Below are 22,970 nucleotides of genomic sequence, written 5' to 3' on the forward strand. Positions count from 1 at the left end.
GGGGCGGGAGACGCTCACTGTGGAGGTGGGCCTGACATGCGCTGGCTGATGGACGTCTGCCCGGACAGTCTGGGATGGGAAGCGTGGCTGATCCTGTGCGCCGTCATTGTCGTGCTGTGGGCCGCCGCTATCGCCGGCGCAACGGCACTGTTTCACGCTTCCGCGCGGCCGCGCCACGGCGACCGGCGTGAGGCACTGAAGGAACGTTTTCCACCAGCGGCCTCTCCGGAGAGGACTGACCCGTCAGAGGCGCACCCTGCCCACGGCTCGCCGCGAGGTGTTAGTACTCGATCAAGCGCGTGACGTAGGGCGTCATGCCGGAGGTGCGTACGGGGGAGATTTTGACCACTGATCCCGTGTAGGGAGCTTCGATCATCATGCCGTCGCCGAGGTACATGGCTTCGTGCTGGCTGGCGTTGGGGCCATAGAAGATGAGGTCACCGCGTTGCATCTGCGATGACGGTACTTTGCGGCCGGCGTTGTATTGAGATCCGGAGTAGTGGTCGAGTTTGATGCCCACGCCGGCGAAGGCGTAGAGCATGAGGCCGGAGCAGTCGAAGCCGACGGTGCCGGCTCCTTGATCGATTCCCCGAGCGGGTCCGTTGGCGTTGCCACCGCCCCATGAGTAAGGAACGCCGAGCTGGGACATGGCGCGCCGGATCACGAACTCAGAGGCTTGGCGGCCGTACAGGCGGGGGATGCGTCCGTTGGTGATGCCGGGATCGGCGGCGGCGGTCGCCGGGGAGAGGATGCCCAGTTTGACGAGGAAGCTTCGGCCCATGTCGGCGGTGAGTTGCAGCGAGGTCGCCATGATTTTGAGGATCGTGTTGATGATGGCTATGGGGTCGCCGGTCACATTGGCGCTGGGCACCATCGGCAGCGTGGTGTCCCACTGGCCGGTGCCCGCGCTGTCTGCCGGTGCCGGGGTGGAGCGGTCCCATTGGCCGCTCGGCGGGATTGTGGCGCTGGGTTGCGCGGCGCCGGGCTGCTGAGCGGTAGCTGCGCCTGGTCGGGCAGCATTGAGTCGGGTTTGGGCGGCGTCGCGTTCGCCGGCCAGCCGTTCGAGGTCGGACTGTTGATCGGTGAATGCGCGTTGCGTGGCAACGAGTTCGGCGACTGCGTCGTCTTGTCGTCGTTGAGCGTCGGCTGCTGCTGCGTCGGCGTCCAGGCGGGCCTGCTTGGCGGCTGAGAGTTTGTTGGCGCGTTCGGTCTGGCTTTGGCGAAGATCGTCTTTGACCCTGCTGAAGGCGATGAGATAGGTCTGCTGCGTCGATGCTGCTGAGAGGATGTCTTCGGGGCTAGTTGCCAGCGGCAGTGCGCGGGAGGGACCGTTCATGTAGGTGGAGGCGGCGAACTCGTCGAAACGCTGCTGCGTGGCGTCGATGGCGGTCTGGCTGTCGGCGAGTGCTTTTTCGCTGTCGGCGAGTCTGCGGTGCGCCTCGGAGACCGCCTCGCGGGCGGACGCAAGCTCCACCAGGGCCCGATTGACGCTCTCCTGTCGGTGTTGGATGTCCGCGCCGATGTCGGCGACGTGCTGGTTGGCTTCGGCGACGGCGGCGACAAGTTCTGCGACCGTTTCGTTGCCACCATCACGATCGCTTCCGTGCCTGGCCGTGGCGATGCCCGAGGGGTGAAGCACCAGCATTGACGCCAGCGCCCCGGCGGTGAGAAGTGACGTGAAGCGCTGCATCAGTTCTCCTGTGGGGTGGCTGCCGGTGGCCGCGAGTCTGGTCGGGGGCAGTGCGCCGAGGTGACATGTCCCACAGCTTTCTAGCGCTGTATCTACGTAGTTGCTTAGTACGTAGTTGGAACATACATCACTGCAGCATCAGGAGAAACGCCTGTCACAGTCTCAACTCGGTAACACCTGAGCGGGCGGCAGCATGTGCTCTTGGGTCCGATAGGGCCGGGGCCTTGGACTGATTTCGATGGCGCACGCATGAGCGGATCGACATCGGTGGCGCAGCCGCAGGGAGGTCCCGGCATCTGAGCTGTTGGCGTCTACATTAGGAAGCTGCAGGTGCCGCGCTGTGCGAATCGGCCACCTCGTCAGAGCGGGCAGGAGATGCGGCGGATGGAACAGCGAGCTTTCGGCGATCTCGAAGCGGTGGTCATGGACTGGGTGTGGGACCACCAGGAGCCGGCCACCGTGCGTGACGTGTTCGAGGACTTGTCTCAGCAGCGACCCATCGCGTACACCACCGTGTTGTCGACCATGGACAACCTGTATCGCAAGCGGTGGCTCAAACGGCAGCGCAACGGCAAGGCCTACGTGTACCGGGCGGCGATGACTCGTGAGGAGCGGTCAGCGCGTCTGATGAAAGCCGCATTCGACTCCGGTGGCGATACCAACACCGTGCTGGCATTTTTCCTTGAGCAGATGAGCGCAGAGCAATCCGCGCAGCTGAAGGCGGCCCTGCGTAAAGGCCGGCGGTCATGACGACGGCTCTGTGGCTGGTGCTCTACGGCGCCGTGCTGGCGTGGCTTGCTCCACCGGTACTGCGGCGCCTCACCGGTGGCGGAGTGAGTCCGTCTATGGGGGTGGCCGCCTGGCTGGCCACGGTTGCCGCCGTGCTTGCGGCGTGGCTGGCGGCAGTGGTGCTGGTGGTCAACGCGACGTCGAACAGCGTGCTGGACGGCTCGGTCGTGACCCTCTGCCTGGAACTGTTCGGGTTCTCCGATCACACCCCGCTGGCGGGGCGCCTGGGGTCCATCGCTCTTATCGGTGGGGGACTGCTGACCTCGGCGGTCGTGGCGCTGCGACTGGGACGCTGCCTGGCCAGACTGCGAACCCGAAGCCATGAGCACGCACAGGCCGCGCGGATCGTCGGTCGGCCCACCGACCATCCTCACGTCGTTGTCGTCGAGGCCGACCTTCCTGCCGCCTATTGTGTCATCGGCCGCCCCCATGCGATCGTCGTGACCTCGGCGGCCGTGAAATCGTTGAACCGGGCGCAACTGAAAGCGGTTCTTGCGCACGAGGATGCCCACCTGTCAGGGCATCATCACCACATTCTCATGGTGCTACGTGCCCTCGCAGCCACCCTTCCTCGCCTTCCTCTGTTCGCCAGCGCGCATCAGGCTGTGGCGGAACTGCTGGAGATGTGTGCCGATGACACCGCCGCTCGCCGCGTCGGGACTCGTCCTTTACTCACGGGGTTGCTTGCGCTGGCCGGTCACCGACCTCCCGTGGCTGAAGGTCTGGCCGCTGCGGCAACGGCGGTCATCGTCCGAGCTGAGCGACTGGTCACCCCGAGCCGTCGGCACGTGCGGTGGAGTCACCGCGCGCTCCTGGTCGCCGCCATCACCACCATGCTCGCCACGCCGGCATTCATTCAGGTGCTCTGCCACCACTAGGTGCCGGTCGAACCCATCCGATCTGGGTGCGGGCCGATGATGCGCACCTGGACGGGCGAGGACCCTCAGCGGTCAGGTATCTGCCCAGTCAGCAAATCTCTCCGTGGCTGCGTGATGCGTGAGTGTGCATTGCTAATTATCTCCGTAGTCAAACCGTAGATGACCAGTGCAAAGGCCGATGTCACCGAGGGTCAGGTAATGGCATGCGCAGCGTCGAAACAGGCGGTAACGCAACGTTATCGGGCGAATCATGTGACTGCGCTGATCGCTTCGCGCGGGGGCCGCTGACGATGACTGTCGCGGGCAGGTCACGACACGGCGTCAACTGCATGGCCGCCACTCCGTTCGGCGATCCGCTGCTACAGTCGGCAACATCGTGAGCTACATCGACGGGAGTTCCTCGCAGCGGCGACGCGCAGTCGTCGCAGTGTTCCTCGCGTTCTGGACCATCATTGTGGCTGCGGAATGGGCGCTGCCGGGGACCGAGGCGGCGCCAGCCCACGGACCTCACCCCCTTGCAAGCGCGGTGGGCGCGCCGGTGGCTGTCCAGCTCGACCATCCGCACATCTCCCAGGGCGGAAGTGCGCCGTCACCGGAGTCTTTTGCTGAAGCCGTTCTGCCGCGGGGAACCATCACACTGATCGCCCTGGCCTTGGTCAGCGCTCTGGCTGTGTTGCCGGCGCTCTGGCGCTACGCGCCGCGTGCTCCTATTCGCGGTCCTCCGCGCTCACCCGTCGCGCAGACCGGACGCGACGTGCTTGTCCGGCTGTGCATCGCGCGTCGCTGATCGGCTAGCGTCAGGCCCCGTCTTCTGGACCGGTGCCGGTGACCGCTGCCCGCCACCAGCAGCCGCGCGACAGTCGCGGCGTCAACAGAAGCGACATCCCCGACATGAATCACGCCGTTTCGATCAACCATGCCCACGACACAGACCAATTCGAGCACCTCCGGCTGGGCCGCTTTGAGCGGCCGGCCACGATGGTCGGTCAGACGCCCGTCCTGAGGATCGGCGCGCCGTTCACCACCGCAGGGCAGGGCTTTTGGGCCAAACTTGAAGGCTTCAACCCGGGCGGAATGAAGGACCGGCCCGCGCTGCATATGGTCGAACGCGCGCGCACCCGCGGGGTGCTCGCTCCGGGCGATCGTATCGTCGAATCAACAAGTGGAACATTAGGATTGGGGCTCGCTCTTGCGGGCACTGTGTACGGTCACCCCGTCACATTGGTCACTGACCCAGGCATGGAACCGATCATCCAACACATGCTCGCCGCGTTCGGCGCGCACATCGAACTGGTGACCGAGCCCCACGAGCGCGGCGGCTGGCAGCAGGCCCGCACGCAACGCGTGCAGGAGATTCTGGCCACCGATCCGCACGCGTGGCATCCCGACCAGTACAACAATCCGGACAACGTGGAGGCCTACCGCGGGCTGGCGATCGAATTGAATGAGCAGCTGGGATCGGTGGATGTGTTGGTGTGTTCGGTCGGCACCGGGGGACACTCGGCAGGCGTGGCCCGGGTCTTGCGGGAATTCAATCCCGGCCTGCGGCTGATCGGCGTCGACACGGTGGGCTCCACCATCTTTGGGCAGCGCGCCACCACTCGGCTCATGCGCGGCCTCGGCTCAAGCATCTTCCCGGGCAACGTCGATTACGGCGCTTTCAATGAAGTGCATTGGGTCGCGCCGGCGGATGCGGTTTGGGCCTGCCGAACCCTGGCGGCCACTCACTATGCCAGTGGCGGGTGGAGTGTCGGCGCGGTCGCGTTGGTGGCAGGGTGGGCTGCGCGCAATAGCGATCCGGGCACCACGGTCGCCGCCATCTTCCCCGACGGTCCGCAGCGCTATTTCGACACCGTCTATAACGACGACTATTGCCGCACCCATGGTCTGTTGGACAAGGTTCCGTCCGACGAACCAGCCACCATTGACGACCCGTTGGCACACGCGGTCACGACCTGGACGCGGTGCCCCGTGGTTGTTGACCCCATGCAGGTGGTGCCGCGATGACACTGCTGTCCGGGTTCCGCAGCTTCGGCTGGCCGAGCCGCATGCTGATGATTAACCAGTTCGGGATCAACCTCGGTTTCTACATGCTCATGCCCTATCTGGCCGGCTATCTGGCTGGGCCGCTGGGCTTGGCGGCATGGGCCATCGGGCTGGTTCTCGGGGTCCGCAATTTCTCCCAGCAGGGCATGTTCATCATCGGTGGCACGCTGGCCGATCGCCTGGGGTTCAAGCCCCTCATCGTGAGCGGATGTGTGCTGCGCACTGCAGGATTCGGGCTTCTGGTGGTCGCCGACTCGTTACCGGCAGTGTTGGTCGCCTCGGCGGCAACGGGTTTCGCCGGAGCGCTTTTCAACCCGGCTGTGCGTGCGTACGTGGCCGCCGACGCGGGTCCCCGACGGGTCGAAGCGTTCGCGTTGTTCAACGTGTTCTATCAGGCGGGCATCCTCGCGGGGCCGTTGGTGGGCCTAGCCTTGATGTTCGTTGACTTCAAGATGACTGCTGCGGCCGCGGCGCTGGTCTTCGCGGGGCTGACCGTGGCGCAGTTGTTCGCACTGCCGCAACGCGCTGTGACTCCAGCGCAGGAGAAGACCTCGGTGCTTGAGGACTGGCGGGCAGTCGCGGCCAATCGCTGGTTCCTGTTATTCGCCGCGGCGATGATCGGGTCCTATGTGCTGTCGTTCCAGGTGTACCTTGCGATGCCGCTGCAGGCGCGATACCTGTTTCCGCAAAGCGATTCGGTTGTCACCGCAATGATTTTCGTTGTCTCCGGAGTGGTGGCGGTGATCGGGCAGATGCGCATCACACGGTGGTTTGCGCGGCGTTGGGGTTCGGGGCGGTCGCTGGCGATCGGCATGCTGATTCTGGCGTTGTCGTTTCTGCCGCTGATCGTGTTGCCTGATGATCAGCGAGCCGGCCGTGTTGCTGCGGCGACAGCGCTGCTCATCGCGGCGGCCGTGCTGGCGGTCGGCTCGGCTGCGGTGTTCCCGTTCGAAATGGATACCGTCGTCTCCTTGGCCGGCAACCGGCTGGTCGGAACACATTACGGCTTCTACAACACGATCGTCGGCGTCGGCATCCTCGTCGGCAACCTGGCAACAGGCTCGTTGATGCATTTCACCCGAGAGGCGGGGCGGCCGGAACTTCTGTGGGTGCTGTTGACAGTCATCGGATTACTGTCGGCGGTTGCGCTGTACCGACTCGATGTGCGAGGACGGCTGGGGTCAGCGCCGGAGGCCGTCACTGAAGCGAACCAACGTTGAGCTTTCCGGTCGGCGCGCCATCTACGTAGTAACTACATAGATGGCGGTAGGCTGTCTCGTGAGCGGCGCAGTAAGGAATGCGGGCGCGTTGGTTTTCTTGAGCGGCGAGGAGAGTGCCACGACCATCGAGTCGCACCGTTTCGTCGCTGACTCCATACCTCCAGCGGCGGGTGCCGGCCGCATCCGTGTGCTACTGGTGGAGCCTCGACGCATCTACGCGACCACCGTGGCGCGACACCTACTCGCCGGCGATTTCGCCGTGGAGGTGGTCTACTCGCCCGGTGCTGCACTCACAGCACTGCGCGAGCGTGATCCCGACGTGGTTGTCGTGTGCCTCGGCACTCAGGGGCCGGGGACAACCATGCTTGACCGCATCCGTCAGGAAACTCAGGTCGGCGTGGTTGCTCTCAGCGACGGCGATGTCACCCCGCTGCTCCTTACCTCCGGGGCCGTCTCTGTGGACGACATCGAGGCGCTGAACGTGCGCATTCGGTTGGCGCTGAGGCAGTGCCATGTCCACGGCGAAGGACTTGACGACAGCCACCGTAACGAGAGGCATCGCCGTGAAATCGGAGATCTCCTTATCGATCTGGCCGGGCGTCGGGTGTTCCTCCGCGGCGAGGCGCTGCCACTCACCCGCACAGAGTTTGAAGTTCTCTGCACGCTGGCGGAAAGTCCGGGTGAACCGGTGACCTGTCGCCAATTGCAGCTGAGCCTGTGGGGGAATGCGTCTGCCGGCGGCCGGAACAGTCTGGGGGTGCATGTGGGTCATCTTCGGCGCAAGCTGGGTGACGATCCGGCATCACCGCGGTACCTCCGTACGGTGCGCGGGACCGGTTACTGCCTCACAGCCGACGTGGGGCAGCGAGTGCCGGGTGCCTTGTAGCGATCCAACCGGTGACCGGTTGCGGCGAGTAGTCAGCTTTCGATGATGCGAACGACGTACGGAGTCATCCCTGACATGCGCACCGGGGAGATTTTGATCGGGACGCCCGTCTGCTGCGCCTCGAGCATCTGCCCGCCGCCCAAATAGATTGCTTCGTGCTGGCTGCCGCCCGGCCCCCAGAACAGCAAATCGCCTCGCTTCGCCTGGGCGGGTGGCACTTTGCGGCCGGCGTTGTATTGGTCGCCGGACCAGCGCGGGAGCAGCACTCCGACGCCGGCGAACGCGAACCGTGTCAGACCAGAACAGTCAAATCCCACGGTGCCTGCTCCCTGGTCGACGCCGCGGCTTGGACCGGTGAGGCTTCCGCCACCCCAGGAGTAGGGAACACCGATTTGTGTTCCCGCTCTGCGAATCACGTACTCGATCGCTTGCGCACCGTTGACCCGATTTCCGCGTACGCTCGTCGACGGATCTGCGGCGGGGCTGACGATTCCCAGGCTGCTGAGGAAGTTGCGACCCATGTTCATGGCCGTCTGCGTCGCCATGGCCGTTGCCTGCAGGGATGCGTTCGCGATGGCGACCGGATCGCCGGGAGCGCCCGCGCTCGGCATCTTAGGCAGCAGTGGGTCCCACGGGCCGGCGGCAGGTTGGGCCGACGCGACTGGTGCGCACGCGAGGAGGAGCAAGACGACGAAGGCGATCACACCGGGGAGCCGTCGAACGCGTCCCATAATAGGGATTGCCGGGTCGCAGCGGTCAGCGCGGGCAATTGCCGCACCCTTGCTGCGGACGTGTAATCCCATGTCTTCTCCTCGGTGCGCTATCGCACGCAGCAATAGCTGGGCTGAATCGCATTCTGCTGGCGCAGCAACAAAATACGTAGCTCGTACGTAGGAAAGCCTAACTCACAAAAGCCCCACTAGTAACAGCAGCCACATAATTACAATGGTGAAATTCGGTGTGGCAGTTCGGTTTGAATGCCTCAATTACTGGACTCAAACCGTTTCACGGTCGGGAAGACGCGCGTGAATAGCATGCGGATCAACGCAAATTGTGCGAGCTTCGTGGAGGAGGAGGCACCACGAGCTGTCGGGGGCGAGCAATAACGCTTCTCGCGGCGGGCCATATATAGAGCCAGTCAGGGGTAGTGCGACGCCATCGGCCATCGGCCATCGGCCATCGGCCATCGGCCATCGGGTGTCGGTGGCTGCAGTGACGTCGGCAACGGTGCGCGCGGCAGCGGCGTCTACGGAGTGATCCGAATGCACTGCGGCGACTAAGGTTTCAGCGTCGCGCGGCGCTAGAAGCCGGGTCGGCGCGGTGTCAGGAACTTCCGTTGCTCAGAGGTTGGCGTTTCCGGTCTTCCATTGCTCCCAGGGGATGTTCCAGTCGCCGAGACCGTCGGTTCCTGACAGGGTTGGGCCGGTCGTGTTGATCACTTCCACGATGTCGCCGCGTCGGGTGTTGTCGTAGAACCAGCGGGCATTGGTTGGATTGACGTTGAGGCACCCGTGGCTGACATTGGCGATGCCTTGGCTACCCACCGACCATGGGGCCGAGTGCACGTAGATGCCGCTGTATGACATTTGGGTGGCCCATTCGACTTCGGTGCGGTACCCGTCGGGTGAGTTGACGGGGACTCCGTAGGTGGACGAATCCATCACCAGGAATGAGTAGCGGTCGCCGATGATGTAGGCGCCGTTGTCGGTGGGCGTTGTGGTTTTGCCCATGGAGAGGGGCATGGTTTTGACGACTTCGCCGTTGCGCCGCACGGTCATCATCTTCGTGGCGTCATCGGCGGTGGCGATGATCTGGTCGCCGATGGTGAAGCGCGTGGTGACGTCATCCTGGCCGAACAGCCCGTCGCCGAAGTCGACACCGTAAGCCTTGACTGACACCTCAACCTTCGTGCCGGGCTCCCAGTACTCGGCGGGCCGCCAGCGAACCTCGCGATTGCTGAGCCAGTAGAAGGCGCCCTCAACCGGTGGGTTCGTGGTCACAGTGATCGCCTGCTGCGCCGCAACCCGGTTCGTGATGTTTTCGTCGAAGCGAACCGCAATGGGTTGACCCACGCCCACCGTCTCGCCGTCATTGGGCAAGACGTAGGGCATCGTCAGGTTTTCAGGGGAATGTGTTTCGAATGTTGCGCTGGTGCTTGTGGTTCCGCCAAGTCCTTGTGCGTGCGCCTGCAACGTGTACTTCTTGTTGTAACCCAGCGGCTCCGCCGAGGACCAGGTAACGCCGTCGGGGCTTACTTGCCCATCAACAAGTGCGCCCGCCTCGTTGATCAGCGACACGTCGCCGAGAACACCGTCGCCGGCGGAAACGGTGATGGGGGAATCGACAGCGACGCCGATAGCACCATCAGTGACGGACGCTTCCCGTTTCGGTACGAGCAAGTCTGCGTAGGGCGTGCCCTTGTCGGTGATGACGTCGGACGTGGGCGTCGCCGCCGGGGACGAGGTGCAGGCGGTCGCGATCAGCAGCACCACCACCGCGAGGACGATCGTGCGCAGCCAGTGCGTCGTCGATCGCAACGCTGGAAGGCAGCCTGTCTGCGGCATGAGTGGGGCCCTCCGTATCGGGTTGTCGTCATCGGCTAACGGGCGGGCCACCGCCCGGTGCGCCGCGGGGGCCGGTCGGGGGCGACGGTGCACCGTTCACAGGTATACCTGCCAGTGTGCTGATGAGTCGTTTGGCTTTCTTAGTCCTTCGATGAAGATTCGATAAAGGCGACGCTAAGAGCTAGCTCCTCGGGTGTGCAGAACCGCGAAATTCGGAGGTACGTCCGTCAGTTGATTCCAGCTGACGGCGGTGGAGTCGGCTGTCGTTGCCGTGAACCTCAGCGAAGAGGGCGGCCGGGTCGAGCGTCGCTGCACCGGTGAATGCGGGGGCGACGGCACAGACGGTACGAGACTCGTACCTCGGCGTTTGTCAACAGCGGTCGGCGAGCGACATCTGAAAAGGACGCACATTGTGCGTGGATACCCCCGAGGGGTACTTTGCGATGGTATCCACGCAGGATACGTTGTCGACTGGGAAGGCCTGTAGCTCATGACGGCACAAGAGAATTTCCGGCGGCTCATCGAGAGTTCAACCACGAGGTCGATCGCCAAGTGCATCGTGCTGTGTACGTTTACCCAGATCACCGGCGGGCGAGGCTCCATTAAGGCCGATGAGGGGAAATCTTGCTGCAGCTGACGGCGGGAGCGGCGGCACTGTTTCGATGCCGCTAGGTATCCGGGTCCAACGTGGTGGCGAGGAATAGTTCGATCTCCGGGCCGAAGGCGTGCGCCAGGTCGTCAGCGGCGACCAACCGGTCGGACATTGTGGCCTCGGCGAGCACTCCGTGCGGCAGGACGTCGGCGAGAGTGCGTGCGAGCTGCGTGGGGTGACGTGGGTCATCGCCGGCGATGATGAGCGTCGGGGTGTCGATGCGCCGGAGTTCCTCGACTACGGCGAAGGCGCGGTCGTGACCGATTGCCGCTGCAGCAGCCGCGCTTTGGGCGTCAGTGCGGGGTAAGGCCTCGGTGACGAGGTTGACAATGAGTGGCTGAAGATGAGGAAAAAACAGCTCCCAGGCGGCTTGTAGGCCGCGGGAACGGGCGCGATCGGCGAAGCGGTCCATCAGCTCTGCGTCTGCGGCTTTGTCCTGGTCGTCCTCGATGGCTTCAGCGCTGATGACGACAGCCGACCGGGTGAGTTGCGGGTGTTGGAGGCATGTCCGCAAGGCGATCGTGCCGCCGAGGCCGGCGCCGACAAGGTGGGTGGACGTGGCGTCGAGCGCGTGCATGATCGCGATGGTGTCGGTGACGTACTGATCCCAGCGGTGCAACGTCGGGTCGGGGCATCGCGATGCTCCATATCCTCGAATGTCCGGCAGCGCAACGCAATACCGGCCTGCAAGTCGGTCGGCAAGCGGCCGCATGCTGTAGTGATCGGGCCCACCGCCGTGCAGCATGATGATCAGCTCGCCGCGGCCGAGGACCTCGCCCATGAGCGGCCAGCCGTCATCCCCGACGTGCAACGTGCGCATCGCCATCTGAGTCCCCCTTCGTCGGGGATACCTCGACCTACGTCGAGGCGGCATAAGCGAGAGTTCAGAGAAGCCCGCCCTTGAAAAATACCCTCTGGGGGTATATATTGATGTACGCATACCCGGTAGGGGTATACTGGTAGTTGACGAGGGGAGTTCGGTCATGAGCACGATCACGTACGCCGTCACAGGAATGACCTGCGGGCACTGCGAGCTGTCAGTGCAGGAAGAAGTCAGCGAGGTTGCCGGTGTTCAAGACGTCGAGGTCAGCGCCACGACGGGCACTTTGATCGTGACCTCCAGCGGTCCCGTCGATGACACCCAGATCCTGCGTGCGGTCGACGAGGCCGGCTATTCGGCAGTGCGTGTCGCATGAACGCCGCGGGACGGTTGGCCGCTTTCGGTGCCGGACTGGTAGTGGCGTTCACGGCTGCGTACGTCACCGCCGCGGCGGTCGTCCCCGACACCGCGGTGACGGCCACTCAGAACGTGGGCGCTGAGCCCGCGGCTGATCACAGCGCCCCAACCGAGCAGGCGTTGCCGGTATCTCCTCTGTCTGCTGATCCGCCAGGGTTGTCGCTCGCCCAAGACGGATACACGCTCAGCCCGGTACGGGCACCCGGCAGGCCTGGCGATCGGGCCACGTTGAGCTTCACCATTGCTGATCCCAGCGGCACGCCGCTGCTGGACTACGCAACCGTGCACGACAAGCAACTGCATCTCATCATCGTCCGCTCCGATGGTCAGCATTTCGCGCACGTACACCCGGTCCTGGATCAGGCAACCGGCATATGGTCGACGCCCTGGGTGTGGAAGTCCGCAGGGAGCTACCGGGTGTTCGCGGACTTTCAACCTGCCCAGGCCGGCAGTACCAAACTCACGCTCACCCGCACAGTCGACGTGGCCGGCGAGTTCTCCCCGTCGATGCCGGTGACCACACGCACCGTGGACGAAATTGCCGGGTACACCGTGGAACTCGACGGTTCGCTCACCGCGGGCGTCTCGACACAAGTCACAGCGAAGATCACCCGTGACGGCGAACCGGTGACCACATTGCAGCCCTACCTGGGCGCATACGGGCACCTCGTCGCGCTACGCGAAGGTGACCTGGCGTACCTGCACGTGCACCCTGAGGGCGCTGAGCCAGTGGGGGACCGCACCGGTGGGCCTTCGGTGTCGTTCGCGGCGACCGCACCCACCGCCGGTCGCTACCTGCTCTACCTCGACTTCAAGGTCGACGGCACCGTGCACACCGCCACGTTCGTCATCGACGCAGCACGCGGCGACATCGATCAACCAGTGACAGAGCCTTCGCGCGACGCCGGCCATGCCGGCGGGCACTGACGACCTCCGTCCGACCCTCAAGCTGAAAGGCAGTGGCTCATGACGACATCGACACCGGTGTCCGGCCCGAGCATTGAACTACGCATCGGAGGAATGACCTGCGCCTCGTGCGCCAATCGCATCGAACGCAAGCTCAACAAGATCGATGGCGTCGCGGCAACGGTGAACTACGCGACCGAGAAGGCCACCGTCACGGTGCCTGACGGATACGATCCCGCACTACTGATCGCTGAGGTGGAAAGCGCCGGCTACAGGGCCGTGTTACCCACACCGGAGAAGCCCGCGACGCCTGAGGTGACAGGCGAAACTGATGACCCCGACATGGTGGCCCTGCGCCACCGGCTGACCGGTTCGGTGCTGTTGTCGGTGCCGGTCATCGCGATGGCGATGATCCCCGCGCTGCAGTTCACCTACTGGCAGTGGGCATCGTTGGTGCTGGCTGCGCCGGTGATCGTCTGGGCGGCGTGGCCGTTTCACCGCGCCGCCTGGACCAATCTGCGCCACGCCACAGCGACGATGGACACGCTCATCTCCCTGGGTACCTTGTCGGCCTTCCTGTGGTCGCTATATGCGCTGTTCTTCGGGACCGCCGGCACCCCAGGAATGACGCATCCGTTCGAGTTGACACTGGCACCGTCTCACGGCGCCGCCAACATCTACCTCGAAGTCGCCGCCGGGGTAACGACATTCATCCTGGCGGGGCGCTATTTCGAGAAGCGGTCCAAACGGCAGGCCGGGGCAGCGCTGCGCGCCCTTCTGGAGATGGGCGCCAAGGAAGTGTCCGTGCTGCGCGACGGCGCGGAATCAAAGATCGCCGTCGAGGACCTGATGGTGGGCGATGAGTTCGTCGTGCGCCCGGGGGAGAAGATCGCCACCGACGGGGTGGTGGTAACGGGGACATCGGCGGTCGATGCTTCGATGCTGACCGGCGAATCGGTCCCCGTGGAGGTCGGCCCAGGTGACACCGTGGTCGGTGCAACCGTCAACGCCGGCGGGCGGCTGGTGGTGCGCGCCACCCGCATCGGTTCCGACACCCAGCTGGCGCAGATGGCCCAACTGGTGGAGAACGCACAAACCGGCAAAGCCCAGGTCCAGCGGCTGGCCGATCGCATCTCCGGAGTCTTCGTGCCGATCGTCCTGGTGATCGCGGTAGTGACACTCGGCGCGTGGCTGGGCGCGGGCTTCCCGGTCGCGGCGGCCTTCACCGCCGCGGTGGCGGTCCTGGTCATCGCCTGCCCCTGCGCGCTCGGTTTGGCCACACCGACGGCACTGCTGGTGGGCACCGGCCGTGGCGCGCAAATGGGCGTGTTGATCAAGGGCCCGGAGGTGCTGGAGTCCACCCGCAAGGTCGATACCGTGGTGCTGGACAAGACCGGCACCGTCACCACCGGCAAGATGACCCTGGTCGACGTCGTTACCGCCCAGGGAACAGAACGCGCAGACCTGCTCCGGCTGGCCGGCGCATTAGAGAACGCCTCAGAGCACCCGATCGCCCAGGCCATCGCCACCGCCGCCACCGAAGAACTCGGGACGCTACCCACCCCTGAGGATTTCGCCAATGCAGAAGGCAAGGGTGTGCAGGGCGTCGTCGACGGCCACGCCGTCGTCGTGGGGCGCGAATCACTGCTCGCCGACTGGTCCCAACACTTGAGCCCAGAGTTGGTGCAGGCGAAAACAGCAGCGCAAGCGCAGGGCAAGACGGTGGTCGCGGTCGGCTGGGACGGTCAGGCTCGTGGCATACTCATCGTCGCAGATACCGTGAAATTCACCAGTGCCCAGGCAATCTCACAGATGCGCCAGATGGGCCTGACGCCGGTGCTGCTCACCGGGGACAACGAAGCAGTCGCCCGGCAGATCGCCGCAGAGGTCGGCATCGACACCGTGATCGCCGAGGTCATGCCGAAAGACAAAGTCGACGTCATCGCCCGGCTGCAATCCGAGGGCAAGACAGTGGCCATGGTCGGCGATGGCGTCAACGATGCGCCCGCCCTCGCCCAAGCCGACCTCGGCCTGGCCATGGGTACCGGAACCGATGTCGCGATTGAAGCCTCCGACATCACCCTGGTGCGCGGTGACCTGCGCAGCGCCGTCGACGCAATCCGGCTGTCCCGCACAACGCTTTCGACGATCAAGACGAACCTGTTCTGGGCGTTCGCCTACAACGTCGCCGCCATACCGGTCGCAGCACTGGGCATGCTCAACCCCATGCTCGCTGGCGCGGCCATGGCATTCTCCAGCGTTTTCGTCGTGGGCAACAGCCTGCGGTTGCGCGGCTTCACCTCCACCGCCTCTACCCCTACCCGCTAAGCCCAACTGCACTAAGGAGAACCATGTCCGACAACAAGAACCTGACGTCGAGCTGCTGCTGCAGCGGCTCAACGCAAGACTTCGACGCGACGGTCATCAATCCTGCGGCCACGAACCTCCTCGACCCCGCAACGGGCCAGGCAACCTGCCCGGTGATGCCTGGCACGGCAGTGGACAAGGCGGCCGCCGAAGCCGCGGGCCTGTTCCGCGACTACCGCGGCCGACGGTATTGGTTCTGCTGCAAGGGATGTGGACCGCGGTTTGACCGTGACCCCGACAACTACGCAGGCGCGGCGTGACTGACATCCCACGCACCGGCCGCCGAGCGCCCGGCGGCGGTGCCCCCGCTCGCCGGAACGAAGGATCTGCCATGACTCACGTCGACGACGCTGATGACTGCCCGGCATCGGGTTCGGTGAACCACGGCTACATCACCGATAAAGACAAGTACCTCAAACGCTTGAAACGCATTGAGGGCCAAGCCCGCGGCATTAGCCGGATGATTGAGGACGAACGCTATTGCATCGACATCCTCACTCAAGCTGACGCGTTGACCAAAGCCCTGCAGAGCGTCGCGCTGGCCCTGCTCGACGACCATCTCCGACACTGCGTTCGAGACGCTGCAGCCGCCGGGGGACCGGCCGCTGACGCCAAACTCACCGAAGCATCCGAAGCCATCGCCCGACTCGTGCGGTCATGACCCCGCAACGGCGGTGCACCGGCGCCGCCAACTCGCTGCCACACAGCCCCGCGAACACACACGTGAGACTCCTCAAGGACACAACATGACTGACCACGACGAGCACGCGATGGCGACATCGCACACCGGCGTGCACGCCGACCACGCCGACCACCACGGCGGCGAGCACGGCGTTCACGACACCAGCGTCCACCACGACAGCCATGCTGACCACGGGGGCCATGCCGGCCACGGCGCCGATCATGTTGCTCAGTTCAGGAAGCTGTTCTGGATCAACCTGATCATCGCTGTCCCGGTCATCGCGTTCTCGACCATGTTCGCCATGCTGCTCGGCTACGCAGTACCCGACGTCCCCGGCGGCCGCTGGATCGCGCCACTGCTGGGCACGGTCATGTACGTTGTCGGCGGTCGACCCTTCCTCACCGGCGCGATCAGCGAAATCCGTTCCCGCACCCCGGGAATGATGCTGCTCATCGGGCTAGCGATCACCGTCGCCTTCTTCGCCTCCTGGGGTGCGAGCCTGGGTCTGCTGCACCATGAACTGGAGTTCTGGTGGGAACTGGCGCTGCTGATCGTGATCATGCTGCTCGGCCATTGGGTCGAGATGCGCTCGCTGGCTCAGACCACCTCCGCACTGGACTCCCTGGCCGCCCTGCTTCCCGACGAGGCCGAGAAGGTCGACGGCGAGCGCATCATCACCGTCTCACCCGCCGACCTGCAGGTGGGGGATCTGGTGGTTGTGCGACCCGGTGGCAGCGTCCCCGCTGACGGCAGAATCGTCGACGGACGTGCGGACATGGACGAGTCGATGGTGACCGGTGAATCGCGGCCGGTGGCCCGCGGCGTCGGAGATGCGGTGACGGCCGGAACCGTGGCCACCGATTCCGGGTTGCGGGTCGAAATCACCGCCACCGGCGATGACACCGCCCTGGCGGGAATCCAGCGCCTGGTCACCGAGGCGCAGAATTCGTCCTCGCGAGCCCAGCGCCTCGCCGACCGAGCGGCCGGCTGGTTGTTCTGGTTTGCCCTGGGCACCGCCGCCATCACCGCCGTGGCGTGGGCGATTGTCGGAGACCCGGATGCGTCCGTCGTGCGGGCGATCACCGTGCTCGTCATCGCTTGCCCGCATGCGTTGGGATTAGCAATACCACTGGTGGTGTCGATCGCGACCGAGCGCGCCGCGCGGGGCGGCGTGCTGATCAAGGATCGCCTCGCGCTAGAAGGCATGCGCACCGTTAACGCCGTGCTCTTCGACAAAACCGGCACCCTGACCAAGGGGGAACCCACCGTGACCGCGATCGAGGCCAGCGGCGACCTCGACGACAACACCGTGCTCGCCTTGGCCGCCGCCGCCGAGGCCGACAGTGAACACCCCCTGGCACGGGCCATCGTGAAAGCCGCCGAGGAGCGGGGACTCAGCCTGCCGCGTGCCAGCGGCTTCTCATCGTCCCCGGCGGTGGGTGTGACCGCGACGGTGGAGGGCCACGAGATCCGGGTGGGCGGCCCCCGCCTGCTCGACGAGATCGGCGGACAGGAAGTTCACGCGGCGACCTCGTGGCGCGACGAGGGCGCGATCATCTTGCACGTCGTCCGCGACGGCGCTGTGCTCGGCGGCCTCCGCCTGGCCGACGAGATTCGCCCCGAGTCGCGCGAAGCGGTCGATGCGTTGCACAAGCTTGGCGTTGAAGTGGTCATGATCACCGGTGACGCTGAAGCGGTCGCTCTGGCGGTAGGTCACGAACTCGGCATAGATCGGGTGTTCGCCGGAGTACGCCCGGAAGATAAGGCATCGAAAGTTGCTGCGCTGCAACAGGAAGGCAAGAAGGTCGCCATGGTCGGCGATGGTGTCAACGATGCCCCCGCGTTGGCGCAAGCCGACGTTGGCATTGCGATCGGCGCCGGCACCGACGTCGCCATCGCCTCTGCCGGTGTCATCCTGGCCAGTTCCGACCCGCGCTCGGTGCTGTCGGTGATCGAACTGTCCCGTGCCAGCTACCGCAAGATGCAGCAGAACCTGTGGTGGGGGGCGGGCTACAACCTCATCGCAGTGCCCTTGGCTGCCGGTGTGCTCGCACCGATCGGGTTTGTACTGCCGATGTCAGTCGGCGCGATCCTGATGTCTCTGTCCACGATCGTCGTGGCGCTCAACGCGCAGCTGCTGCGCCGCCTCGACCTGAGCCCTGCGGCCAGCACACGCGCAGTCCTGGATCGCTGACACGACCCGCGGCGCTCGTGGGCGACCCTGGCCTATTCCGGCCACGGCACTTCGAGTTTCGGGCGGGCGGCGCCACCGACGAGGCACCTGCCGAGCGTTACGCAGCCCACCAGCAGAGAGATCAGCTGGCTACTTGCCGTGATCGTGATCGCTGTGGTCGTCATGCAGCGCCACCGCGGGTGGGGCCGGAACTTCTGCTAACACTGGAACTTCCGCCGGTGCCGCCGATTCGCCGACAGGCTCGTTCACCGGCGGCGGGGCGGCCGGCTCGTGGTTGCTGTCAGGGCTATGGACATGCTCGCCGGTCGTCCCAGGGTCATTGTCTTCCTCGGGCTTGACTTCAGCGCCGTGGTGATCACTCTGCGCGTCCTCGGGGGCCGCCCCGTGGTGACCACCGTCTGCGTTCGCTGGCCCATGATCACCGTGCTGCAGACCTGAAGCAACACCCACCGTGGACGCCAGCGCCACGACACCGACTGCGCCCATGAGCACTACTGCGCTGCCGAACACCTATACCGGCTCTCCCCGCAGGCCGCGGTACCACACCCAGCTGGCGCCCATCACGACGTAGATTTGAAGCAACAGTGCACACAGGTCCGCGGCTTGGATCAGTTCCGCTGCCCCGGCGTGGGGGCCGAACGGGGCCCCCGCGGTCCTGGACACGACCCACAAAGCGATGGCTCCAAGGTTGAGCATGATGCCGGCAGCAAGCACAGGAGTCGTGGTTCGTGTGAGAACCAGCCGCGCCCACAGCAGTTGGACGAGGGCGATTGATGTGAAGAAGACGCTAGCGGGCATCCACTCCTGCCAGTGGAAGGGTACGACGGCGAAGTGGATAACCGAAGCGCCCAGAGAGGCGAGCGCGGCTAGCCGCGCCGCCAACCGGCTGTCGGTTTCTTCGCTGTCCTTGGCGCCATCGAATTAGGATGACAGCGTCATCCGCGACAGCGGTTGCATGACAACACATCTCAACCCGACCGAGATTCATCCGCCATTAACTACTGTCTCCCTACGTAGATGCCGCCCTTAGTCCGCCGAGTTTCAACAGCCGTTGTTCGGGTGCGAACAACGCCAGCTCGCCCCGAGGCTTCAGCGCATGTAGCGATTTCGCGTGTTGTTGCTGGCGGTTGAGGACCGTGCCAACGTTCGTCCGTTATGCCGTGTCAGCGGGTCCTGGTGCGCAGTCGGACTTGCAATTGCTGCCGTACTTCTTGGTGCATATTGGCTCTGATGGTCGGGGCAACCTCAAGCGTCGCCGCCAGCCCGTAGCGGACCGGTGCCGCCAAGCGGCCGGCGTCTACGCGGCAGTCAACGTTGATCTCCAGCGCATCGCCCGCTGCAAACGCGACGGCCCGTTGCCCTTCGAGTATCTCGTGTTGCACGGTACCGTTGCGGGACACACGTGCCTCAGCTTCGAGGCGATCGACCCCCAGTGGTTGGCGCGGGGGTTCAAATGACAAGCGCGCCATGTGATGTCGCCGCGCCGCGGTAATCCGGGATAGGCCACACCAACGTGATCGTCAGCCGCCGCCAGTCGGTCACGGTGCCGCCATGACGCAAACAGCTCCTCCAAGAAGGTGTGCAAAAACTTCGGGGAGGGTTCAGGCGGGCATTTCCATGCTAGCGAGCTTGGTGGACTACATGGCTTCGCGTCACGTGACAGAACGCGGTGACAGTTGACCGAGGCTCGATCCGAATCATCGTCCGCCTAAAGGGGTGTCGTTTGGGGGTGGACATGAAAGTGAGAATCTCGGCTGTGGATATCAGATGAGAACGCCGCAATCAGCACAGCTCAGCGAAGAGCGAGTGGACACAAAACTTGAGAAGCCACAGGAGCGTTCCACCGGTTCGACATCGGCAGTGCGAAGCGCTGCTAGCGGCGCTCGAAGGCTGACTCGGGCAGGAGCATCGCAGAGGGCTGCGGAATCACGACAAACTTCACACCGAAGCCTGCACTTCCGAGATCTTCGGTGGGATGACGGACTGTGATCCCGAGCGCGGTGTCAACCTCGCATATTCCAGGCAAGCGGAGCCCGGTGGATCCAGCTGCCCTGTTCGACGGCATCCACGAGGAAAGCAGCGAGGTCGGCACGGTTGATCCGCATACCCGGCTTTTCGGTGCCGGCTTCCGCGGCCCGCACGGGGCCGTTGGCCGGCTTGTCGGTGAGCGCGACTGCCCGGACGAGCGTCCAGTCGGTGTCGGAGGCACGCACCATGGCATCGACGGCGCTGTGGTCGACGAAGCCGGCCTTGATGTTGGACATGTTGATGAAAAGCCTTGCCATCACGCCGATGCGGGCCCAGTCGTCGCCGGCGCCCATGGTCGAGTTGATCACGATGCGACGGATGTTCTGCTCGCCCATCACTGTCAGGACGTTGCGGGTCGGGTCGGTCATGAACATCGGCGGGCTGATCGGTTTGGCCCAGGGATTGTTCGAGGCGCGCGCATTGTTGAGGGTACTGATCACCGCCTCGGTACCCAGGGCGGCCGCGCGAATGTCGTTGATACGCGCGGGTGTGCCCGCGATCAGTTCCACGCCCATTTCGGGCCGCACGGGGCGAACCTGCACCGCTTCCTGACCAACGGCCGAAGGCCTGTGGTGGTTCCGCCACCGCCAGAGGCCCGTTGGCAACGCGCTGGGTCAGGGTTGCCGTGGCGGGACTCGACTACTAGTGGCCCAAACTCCGTCGGTAGTCGGCCACCTCGGACTCGGCAGCAAGCAACGCACCCAATTCGCCCTCCTGCTGGGCGACAAACACACCGATCACCTGGCGGCACACCTCCGGCACGCTCACCCCACGCAGATCAGCGATGCGTTTCAACCCGATCAGCATCGACGTGGATACGTGAAACTGCACTGCGAATTGCCCGCACGAACCATCCTCGGGCGCCAACCCAGGACCCACCACGACGGGATCATTCGCACCGAGTTCGTCCACCTCGGTACGGCGCGCCCGCTCGACGACCCCACTATCAGCGCCGCCCGCAGCGCGGCCGGCCGGTTCCGGGAACTCCTCGTGGCTGAACAAACCCATTCCGCCAACGTTAGACCCGACGGGGTTTGCCGTGGAACTTTCGCTGCATTGCTTCGCGGGTAGCCTCGTCACATGCCGCGCAAACTCACCGACGACGAAATCACGGCGCTGCTCGACAGCCGTCCGGGCTGGGCGATCCTGACCACCATCGATACCGACGGATTTCCACACACCGTGCCGCTGGGATACTTCCGGCTGGGCGGCGACATCGTCATGGGTGTGCGAGATAGCACCCGCAAAGTGGCCAACGTCGAGCGCAATCCGACCGTGAGCGTCATGCTCGAAGACGGCTCCACCATGGCGGATATCCGCGGGGTGATGTTCCAAGGTCACGCCCGCATCGTTCGGGAAGCCGCCGAAACGCTGGAGCTCGCACGGCACGGTGCCCGGTCGCGTGGCGTGCCGGAGTCCGAGTGGCCGACCGCCCCGCGACCGGGCGCCACCTACATCTACGTGACCCCCGTACGAACCCTGTCCTGGCATTACGGCGACTCGACGTCGGACGAGGCCTAGCCCCGGCGGATCGCCACGGCGCCTGAGGGCATCATTCACCCCGCGCTCGACCGTTCTGGGAAATCCGCACTACGAGAAAGCGTTTCGTTCTTCCGGATATCGGCGAGGCTCTGCTCCAGAGTATCGACCACGGCGTCATATCCGCCATTGCCCAGGACCAGGCGTCGCGGCGGGGAGTCGTGTCCCATCGCCGCGATGACCGCACGGGCGCCGCGGCGCGGATCGCCGGGCTGCGCCCCGCCCATCTGCACGAAAGTGGCCTGGACCTGCTTCAGCATGTCGTGGTACTCCGAAATCGGCTCCGAAACCGGCTCGTCGGCGAAGCCGGCGTAGGCGTTGGTGCGGAACGCGCCCGGTTCGACCGTCAGTACGGAAATGCCCTGTGCGGCTACCTCGTCGCGCAGCGCGTCGGTGACGGCTTCGATGGCGAACTTCGTCGCGCTGTAGTAGCCGAATCCGACTGCCGACACGAGCCCGGCCACCGAGGACACGTTGACGATCCACCCGGTGCCGCGGGCACGCATCCCCGGCAGCACCGCCCGGGTCACCGACAGCACCGCGAAGAAGTTCAGCTCGAACATCGACCGCACCGCGGGCTCATCCATGCCCTCGATCGATCCGAACCAACCGCGGCCGGCATTGTTGACCAGCACGTCGATACCGCCGAAGCGCTCCTCGGCGGCCCGCACCGCCTCGGCGACCTGCGCGGTGTCGGTCACATCGAGCGGGACCACCAGCACGCGGTCGCCGTACTGCTGAGCCCAGGTCGCGAATTCCTGCGGCCGCCGGGAGGTCAGCACCACGAGGTCACCCGCCTCAAGTGCAGCCTCGGCGAACGCCATCCCGAAGTTGCCGGGCGTGCCACCGGTGACGAACCACCGCCTGCTCATGGCTCGATCACCACCCGACTGATCGCGGCGCCGTCGAGGGTGAACCGGTAGTGCAGGTCGGCCACTCCGCCGGGGAAGTTGCCCTCCAGGTGCTGCCCGACGTCGACGCCGGCGTCGGTGGGGGTCGCGCCGGTGAATTCGGTGGTGTAGGTGTACTCGCTGGCTGCGGTGGCCACCCAGGCCCCGATCTCCTCGGCGCCCGTGTAGTCGTGGCCCTCGTCCGTCACGACGGCATCGGGTGTCAGTGTGGCGAGCACCCGGCCCGCCTCTCGGGCATCGAGTGCGGTCATGAAGGTCTTCACTGTCTCCGGGAGTGTTTCCCATGCTGTGTTGGTCATGGCACCACGATGGAGGTTCCCGTTAGGGGAAGGTCAACCACTGATTCAGCTCAGGTCGCGGTGTTGACCTTGCCCCAGGGGG

22 protein-coding genes are annotated in these 22,970 nt (G+C 65.0%); 14 read left to right on the forward strand and 8 right to left on the reverse strand.

Annotation, left to right across the window (positions count from 1 at the left end; all coding sequences use genetic code 11):
* Positions 1-280 precede the first annotated feature (280 nt).
* The gene (gene ripA, locus A7U43_RS03270; protein WP_067991054.1) at positions 281-1,690 is read right to left on the reverse strand and encodes an NlpC/P60 family peptidoglycan endopeptidase RipA; all 1,410 of its coding nucleotides are present in this window, start codon (positions 1,688-1,690) and stop codon (positions 281-283) included.
* Between the two features lie 384 nt (positions 1,691-2,074).
* On the opposite strand from ripA, the gene A7U43_RS03275 reads away from it, so the two are divergent.
* From A7U43_RS03275 to A7U43_RS29020, 6 genes are all read left to right on the forward strand, one after another.
* The gene (locus A7U43_RS03275) at positions 2,075-2,440 is read left to right on the forward strand and encodes a BlaI/MecI/CopY family transcriptional regulator (RefSeq protein ID WP_036399143.1); all 366 of its coding nucleotides are present in this window, start codon (positions 2,075-2,077) and stop codon (positions 2,438-2,440) included.
* The gene (locus tag A7U43_RS03280; protein ID WP_067991056.1) at positions 2,437-3,357 is read left to right on the forward strand and encodes a M56 family metallopeptidase; all 921 of its coding nucleotides are present in this window, start codon (positions 2,437-2,439) and stop codon (positions 3,355-3,357) included. Before A7U43_RS03275 ends, A7U43_RS03280 begins: the two co-directional genes overlap by 4 nt.
* 376 nt (positions 3,358-3,733) lie before the next feature.
* On the forward strand, positions 3,734-4,144 hold the full coding sequence (lpqS, locus tag A7U43_RS29015; protein WP_082902001.1) for a putative copper homeostasis (lipo)protein LpqS: 411 nt from the start codon (positions 3,734-3,736) through the stop codon (positions 4,142-4,144).
* Between the two features lie 104 nt (positions 4,145-4,248).
* Complete coding sequence (locus A7U43_RS03285; RefSeq protein ID WP_068001797.1) at positions 4,249-5,364, forward strand: PLP-dependent cysteine synthase family protein; 1,116 nt, start codon at positions 4,249-4,251, stop codon at positions 5,362-5,364.
* Positions 5,361-6,623 carry an MFS transporter gene (locus tag A7U43_RS03290; RefSeq protein WP_067991059.1) on the forward strand — a complete coding sequence of 421 codons (1,263 nt, stop codon included), beginning with the start codon at positions 5,361-5,363 and terminating at the stop codon, positions 6,621-6,623. The genes A7U43_RS03285 and A7U43_RS03290 overlap by 4 nt, the downstream gene beginning before the upstream one ends.
* Positions 6,624-6,681: 58 nt before the next feature.
* Positions 6,682-7,509 carry a winged helix-turn-helix transcriptional regulator gene (locus tag A7U43_RS29020; protein WP_231963516.1) on the forward strand — a complete coding sequence of 276 codons (828 nt, stop codon included), beginning with the start codon at positions 6,682-6,684 and terminating at the stop codon, positions 7,507-7,509.
* 32 nt (positions 7,510-7,541) lie between these two features.
* Here A7U43_RS29020 and ripB read toward each other — a convergent pair whose 3' ends face one another.
* The 3 genes from ripB to A7U43_RS03310 form a co-directional block, all read right to left on the reverse strand.
* Positions 7,542-8,312: an NlpC/P60 family peptidoglycan endopeptidase RipB gene (gene ripB, locus A7U43_RS03300; RefSeq protein ID WP_067991063.1), complete on the reverse strand. Its 771-nt coding sequence runs from the start codon at positions 8,310-8,312 to the stop codon at positions 7,542-7,544.
* A 537-nt stretch (positions 8,313-8,849) separates the two neighbouring features.
* Positions 8,850-10,073: a L,D-transpeptidase gene (locus tag A7U43_RS03305; protein WP_067991071.1), complete on the reverse strand. Its 1,224-nt coding sequence runs from the start codon at positions 10,071-10,073 to the stop codon at positions 8,850-8,852.
* Between the two features lie 668 nt (positions 10,074-10,741).
* Positions 10,742-11,551 (reverse strand): alpha/beta fold hydrolase, encoded by an 810-nt coding sequence (locus tag A7U43_RS03310; protein WP_067991074.1) that lies wholly within the window; start codon positions 11,549-11,551, stop codon positions 10,742-10,744.
* A gap of 157 nt (positions 11,552-11,708) precedes the next feature.
* Here A7U43_RS03310 and A7U43_RS03315 point away from each other — a divergent pair, with 157 nt between their 5' ends.
* The 7 genes from A7U43_RS03315 (at position 11,709) to A7U43_RS29595 (ending at position 18,549) form a co-directional block, all read left to right on the forward strand.
* Positions 11,709-11,921: a heavy-metal-associated domain-containing protein gene (locus A7U43_RS03315; RefSeq protein ID WP_067991076.1), complete on the forward strand. Its 213-nt coding sequence runs from the start codon at positions 11,709-11,711 to the stop codon at positions 11,919-11,921.
* Positions 11,918-12,889: a heavy metal-binding domain-containing protein gene (locus A7U43_RS03320; protein WP_067991078.1), complete on the forward strand. Its 972-nt coding sequence runs from the start codon at positions 11,918-11,920 to the stop codon at positions 12,887-12,889. The genes A7U43_RS03315 and A7U43_RS03320 overlap by 4 nt, the downstream gene beginning before the upstream one ends.
* Before the next feature lie 39 nt (positions 12,890-12,928).
* Complete coding sequence (locus A7U43_RS03325) at positions 12,929-15,196, forward strand: heavy metal translocating P-type ATPase (RefSeq protein WP_067991082.1); 2,268 nt, start codon at positions 12,929-12,931, stop codon at positions 15,194-15,196.
* Between the two features lie 23 nt (positions 15,197-15,219).
* Positions 15,220-15,495, forward strand: coding sequence for a YHS domain-containing protein (locus tag A7U43_RS03330; protein WP_067991086.1), 276 nt, complete (start codon positions 15,220-15,222; stop codon positions 15,493-15,495).
* A 71-nt stretch (positions 15,496-15,566) separates the two neighbouring features.
* Complete coding sequence (locus tag A7U43_RS03335) at positions 15,567-15,896, forward strand: metal-sensitive transcriptional regulator (RefSeq protein WP_067991088.1); 330 nt, start codon at positions 15,567-15,569, stop codon at positions 15,894-15,896.
* A gap of 85 nt (positions 15,897-15,981) precedes the next feature.
* Entirely contained in the window at positions 15,982-18,111 is a 2,130-nt protein-coding gene (locus A7U43_RS03340; RefSeq protein ID WP_067991090.1) for a heavy metal translocating P-type ATPase, read from the forward strand.
* 288 nt (positions 18,112-18,399) lie between these two features.
* Positions 18,400-18,549 (forward strand): hypothetical protein, encoded by a 150-nt coding sequence (locus A7U43_RS29595; RefSeq protein WP_156525830.1) that lies wholly within the window; start codon positions 18,400-18,402, stop codon positions 18,547-18,549.
* Positions 18,550-20,114: 1,565 nt separating this feature from the next.
* Here A7U43_RS29595 and A7U43_RS03355 read toward each other — a convergent pair.
* Positions 20,115-20,681 carry an NAD(P)-dependent oxidoreductase gene (locus A7U43_RS03355; protein WP_335582842.1) on the reverse strand — a complete coding sequence of 189 codons (567 nt, stop codon included), beginning with the start codon at positions 20,679-20,681 and terminating at the stop codon, positions 20,115-20,117.
* 100 nt (positions 20,682-20,781) lie between these two features.
* A complete protein-coding gene (locus A7U43_RS03360) occupies positions 20,782-21,147 on the reverse strand; it encodes a hypothetical protein (protein WP_067991096.1) in 366 nt (121 codons plus the stop codon).
* A 72-nt stretch (positions 21,148-21,219) separates the two neighbouring features.
* Between A7U43_RS03360 and A7U43_RS03365 the strand changes: the two genes are divergently transcribed.
* On the forward strand, positions 21,220-21,660 hold the full coding sequence (locus tag A7U43_RS03365) for a pyridoxamine 5'-phosphate oxidase family protein (protein ID WP_067991098.1): 441 nt from the start codon (positions 21,220-21,222) through the stop codon (positions 21,658-21,660).
* Between the two features lie 35 nt (positions 21,661-21,695).
* On the opposite strand, the gene A7U43_RS03370 is transcribed toward A7U43_RS03365, so the two are convergent.
* Entirely contained in the window at positions 21,696-22,550 is an 855-nt protein-coding gene (locus A7U43_RS03370) for an SDR family NAD(P)-dependent oxidoreductase (protein WP_067991100.1), read from the reverse strand.
* On the reverse strand, positions 22,547-22,840 hold the full coding sequence (locus A7U43_RS03375) for a nuclear transport factor 2 family protein (RefSeq protein ID WP_156526059.1): 294 nt from the start codon (positions 22,838-22,840) through the stop codon (positions 22,547-22,549). Before A7U43_RS03375 ends, A7U43_RS03370 begins: the two co-directional genes overlap by 4 nt.
* Positions 22,841-22,970: the final 130 nt, after the last annotated feature.

It is taken from the genome of Mycobacterium adipatum (assembly GCF_001644575.1).
Lineage (GTDB): Bacteria > Actinomycetota > Actinomycetes > Mycobacteriales > Mycobacteriaceae > Mycobacterium > Mycobacterium adipatum.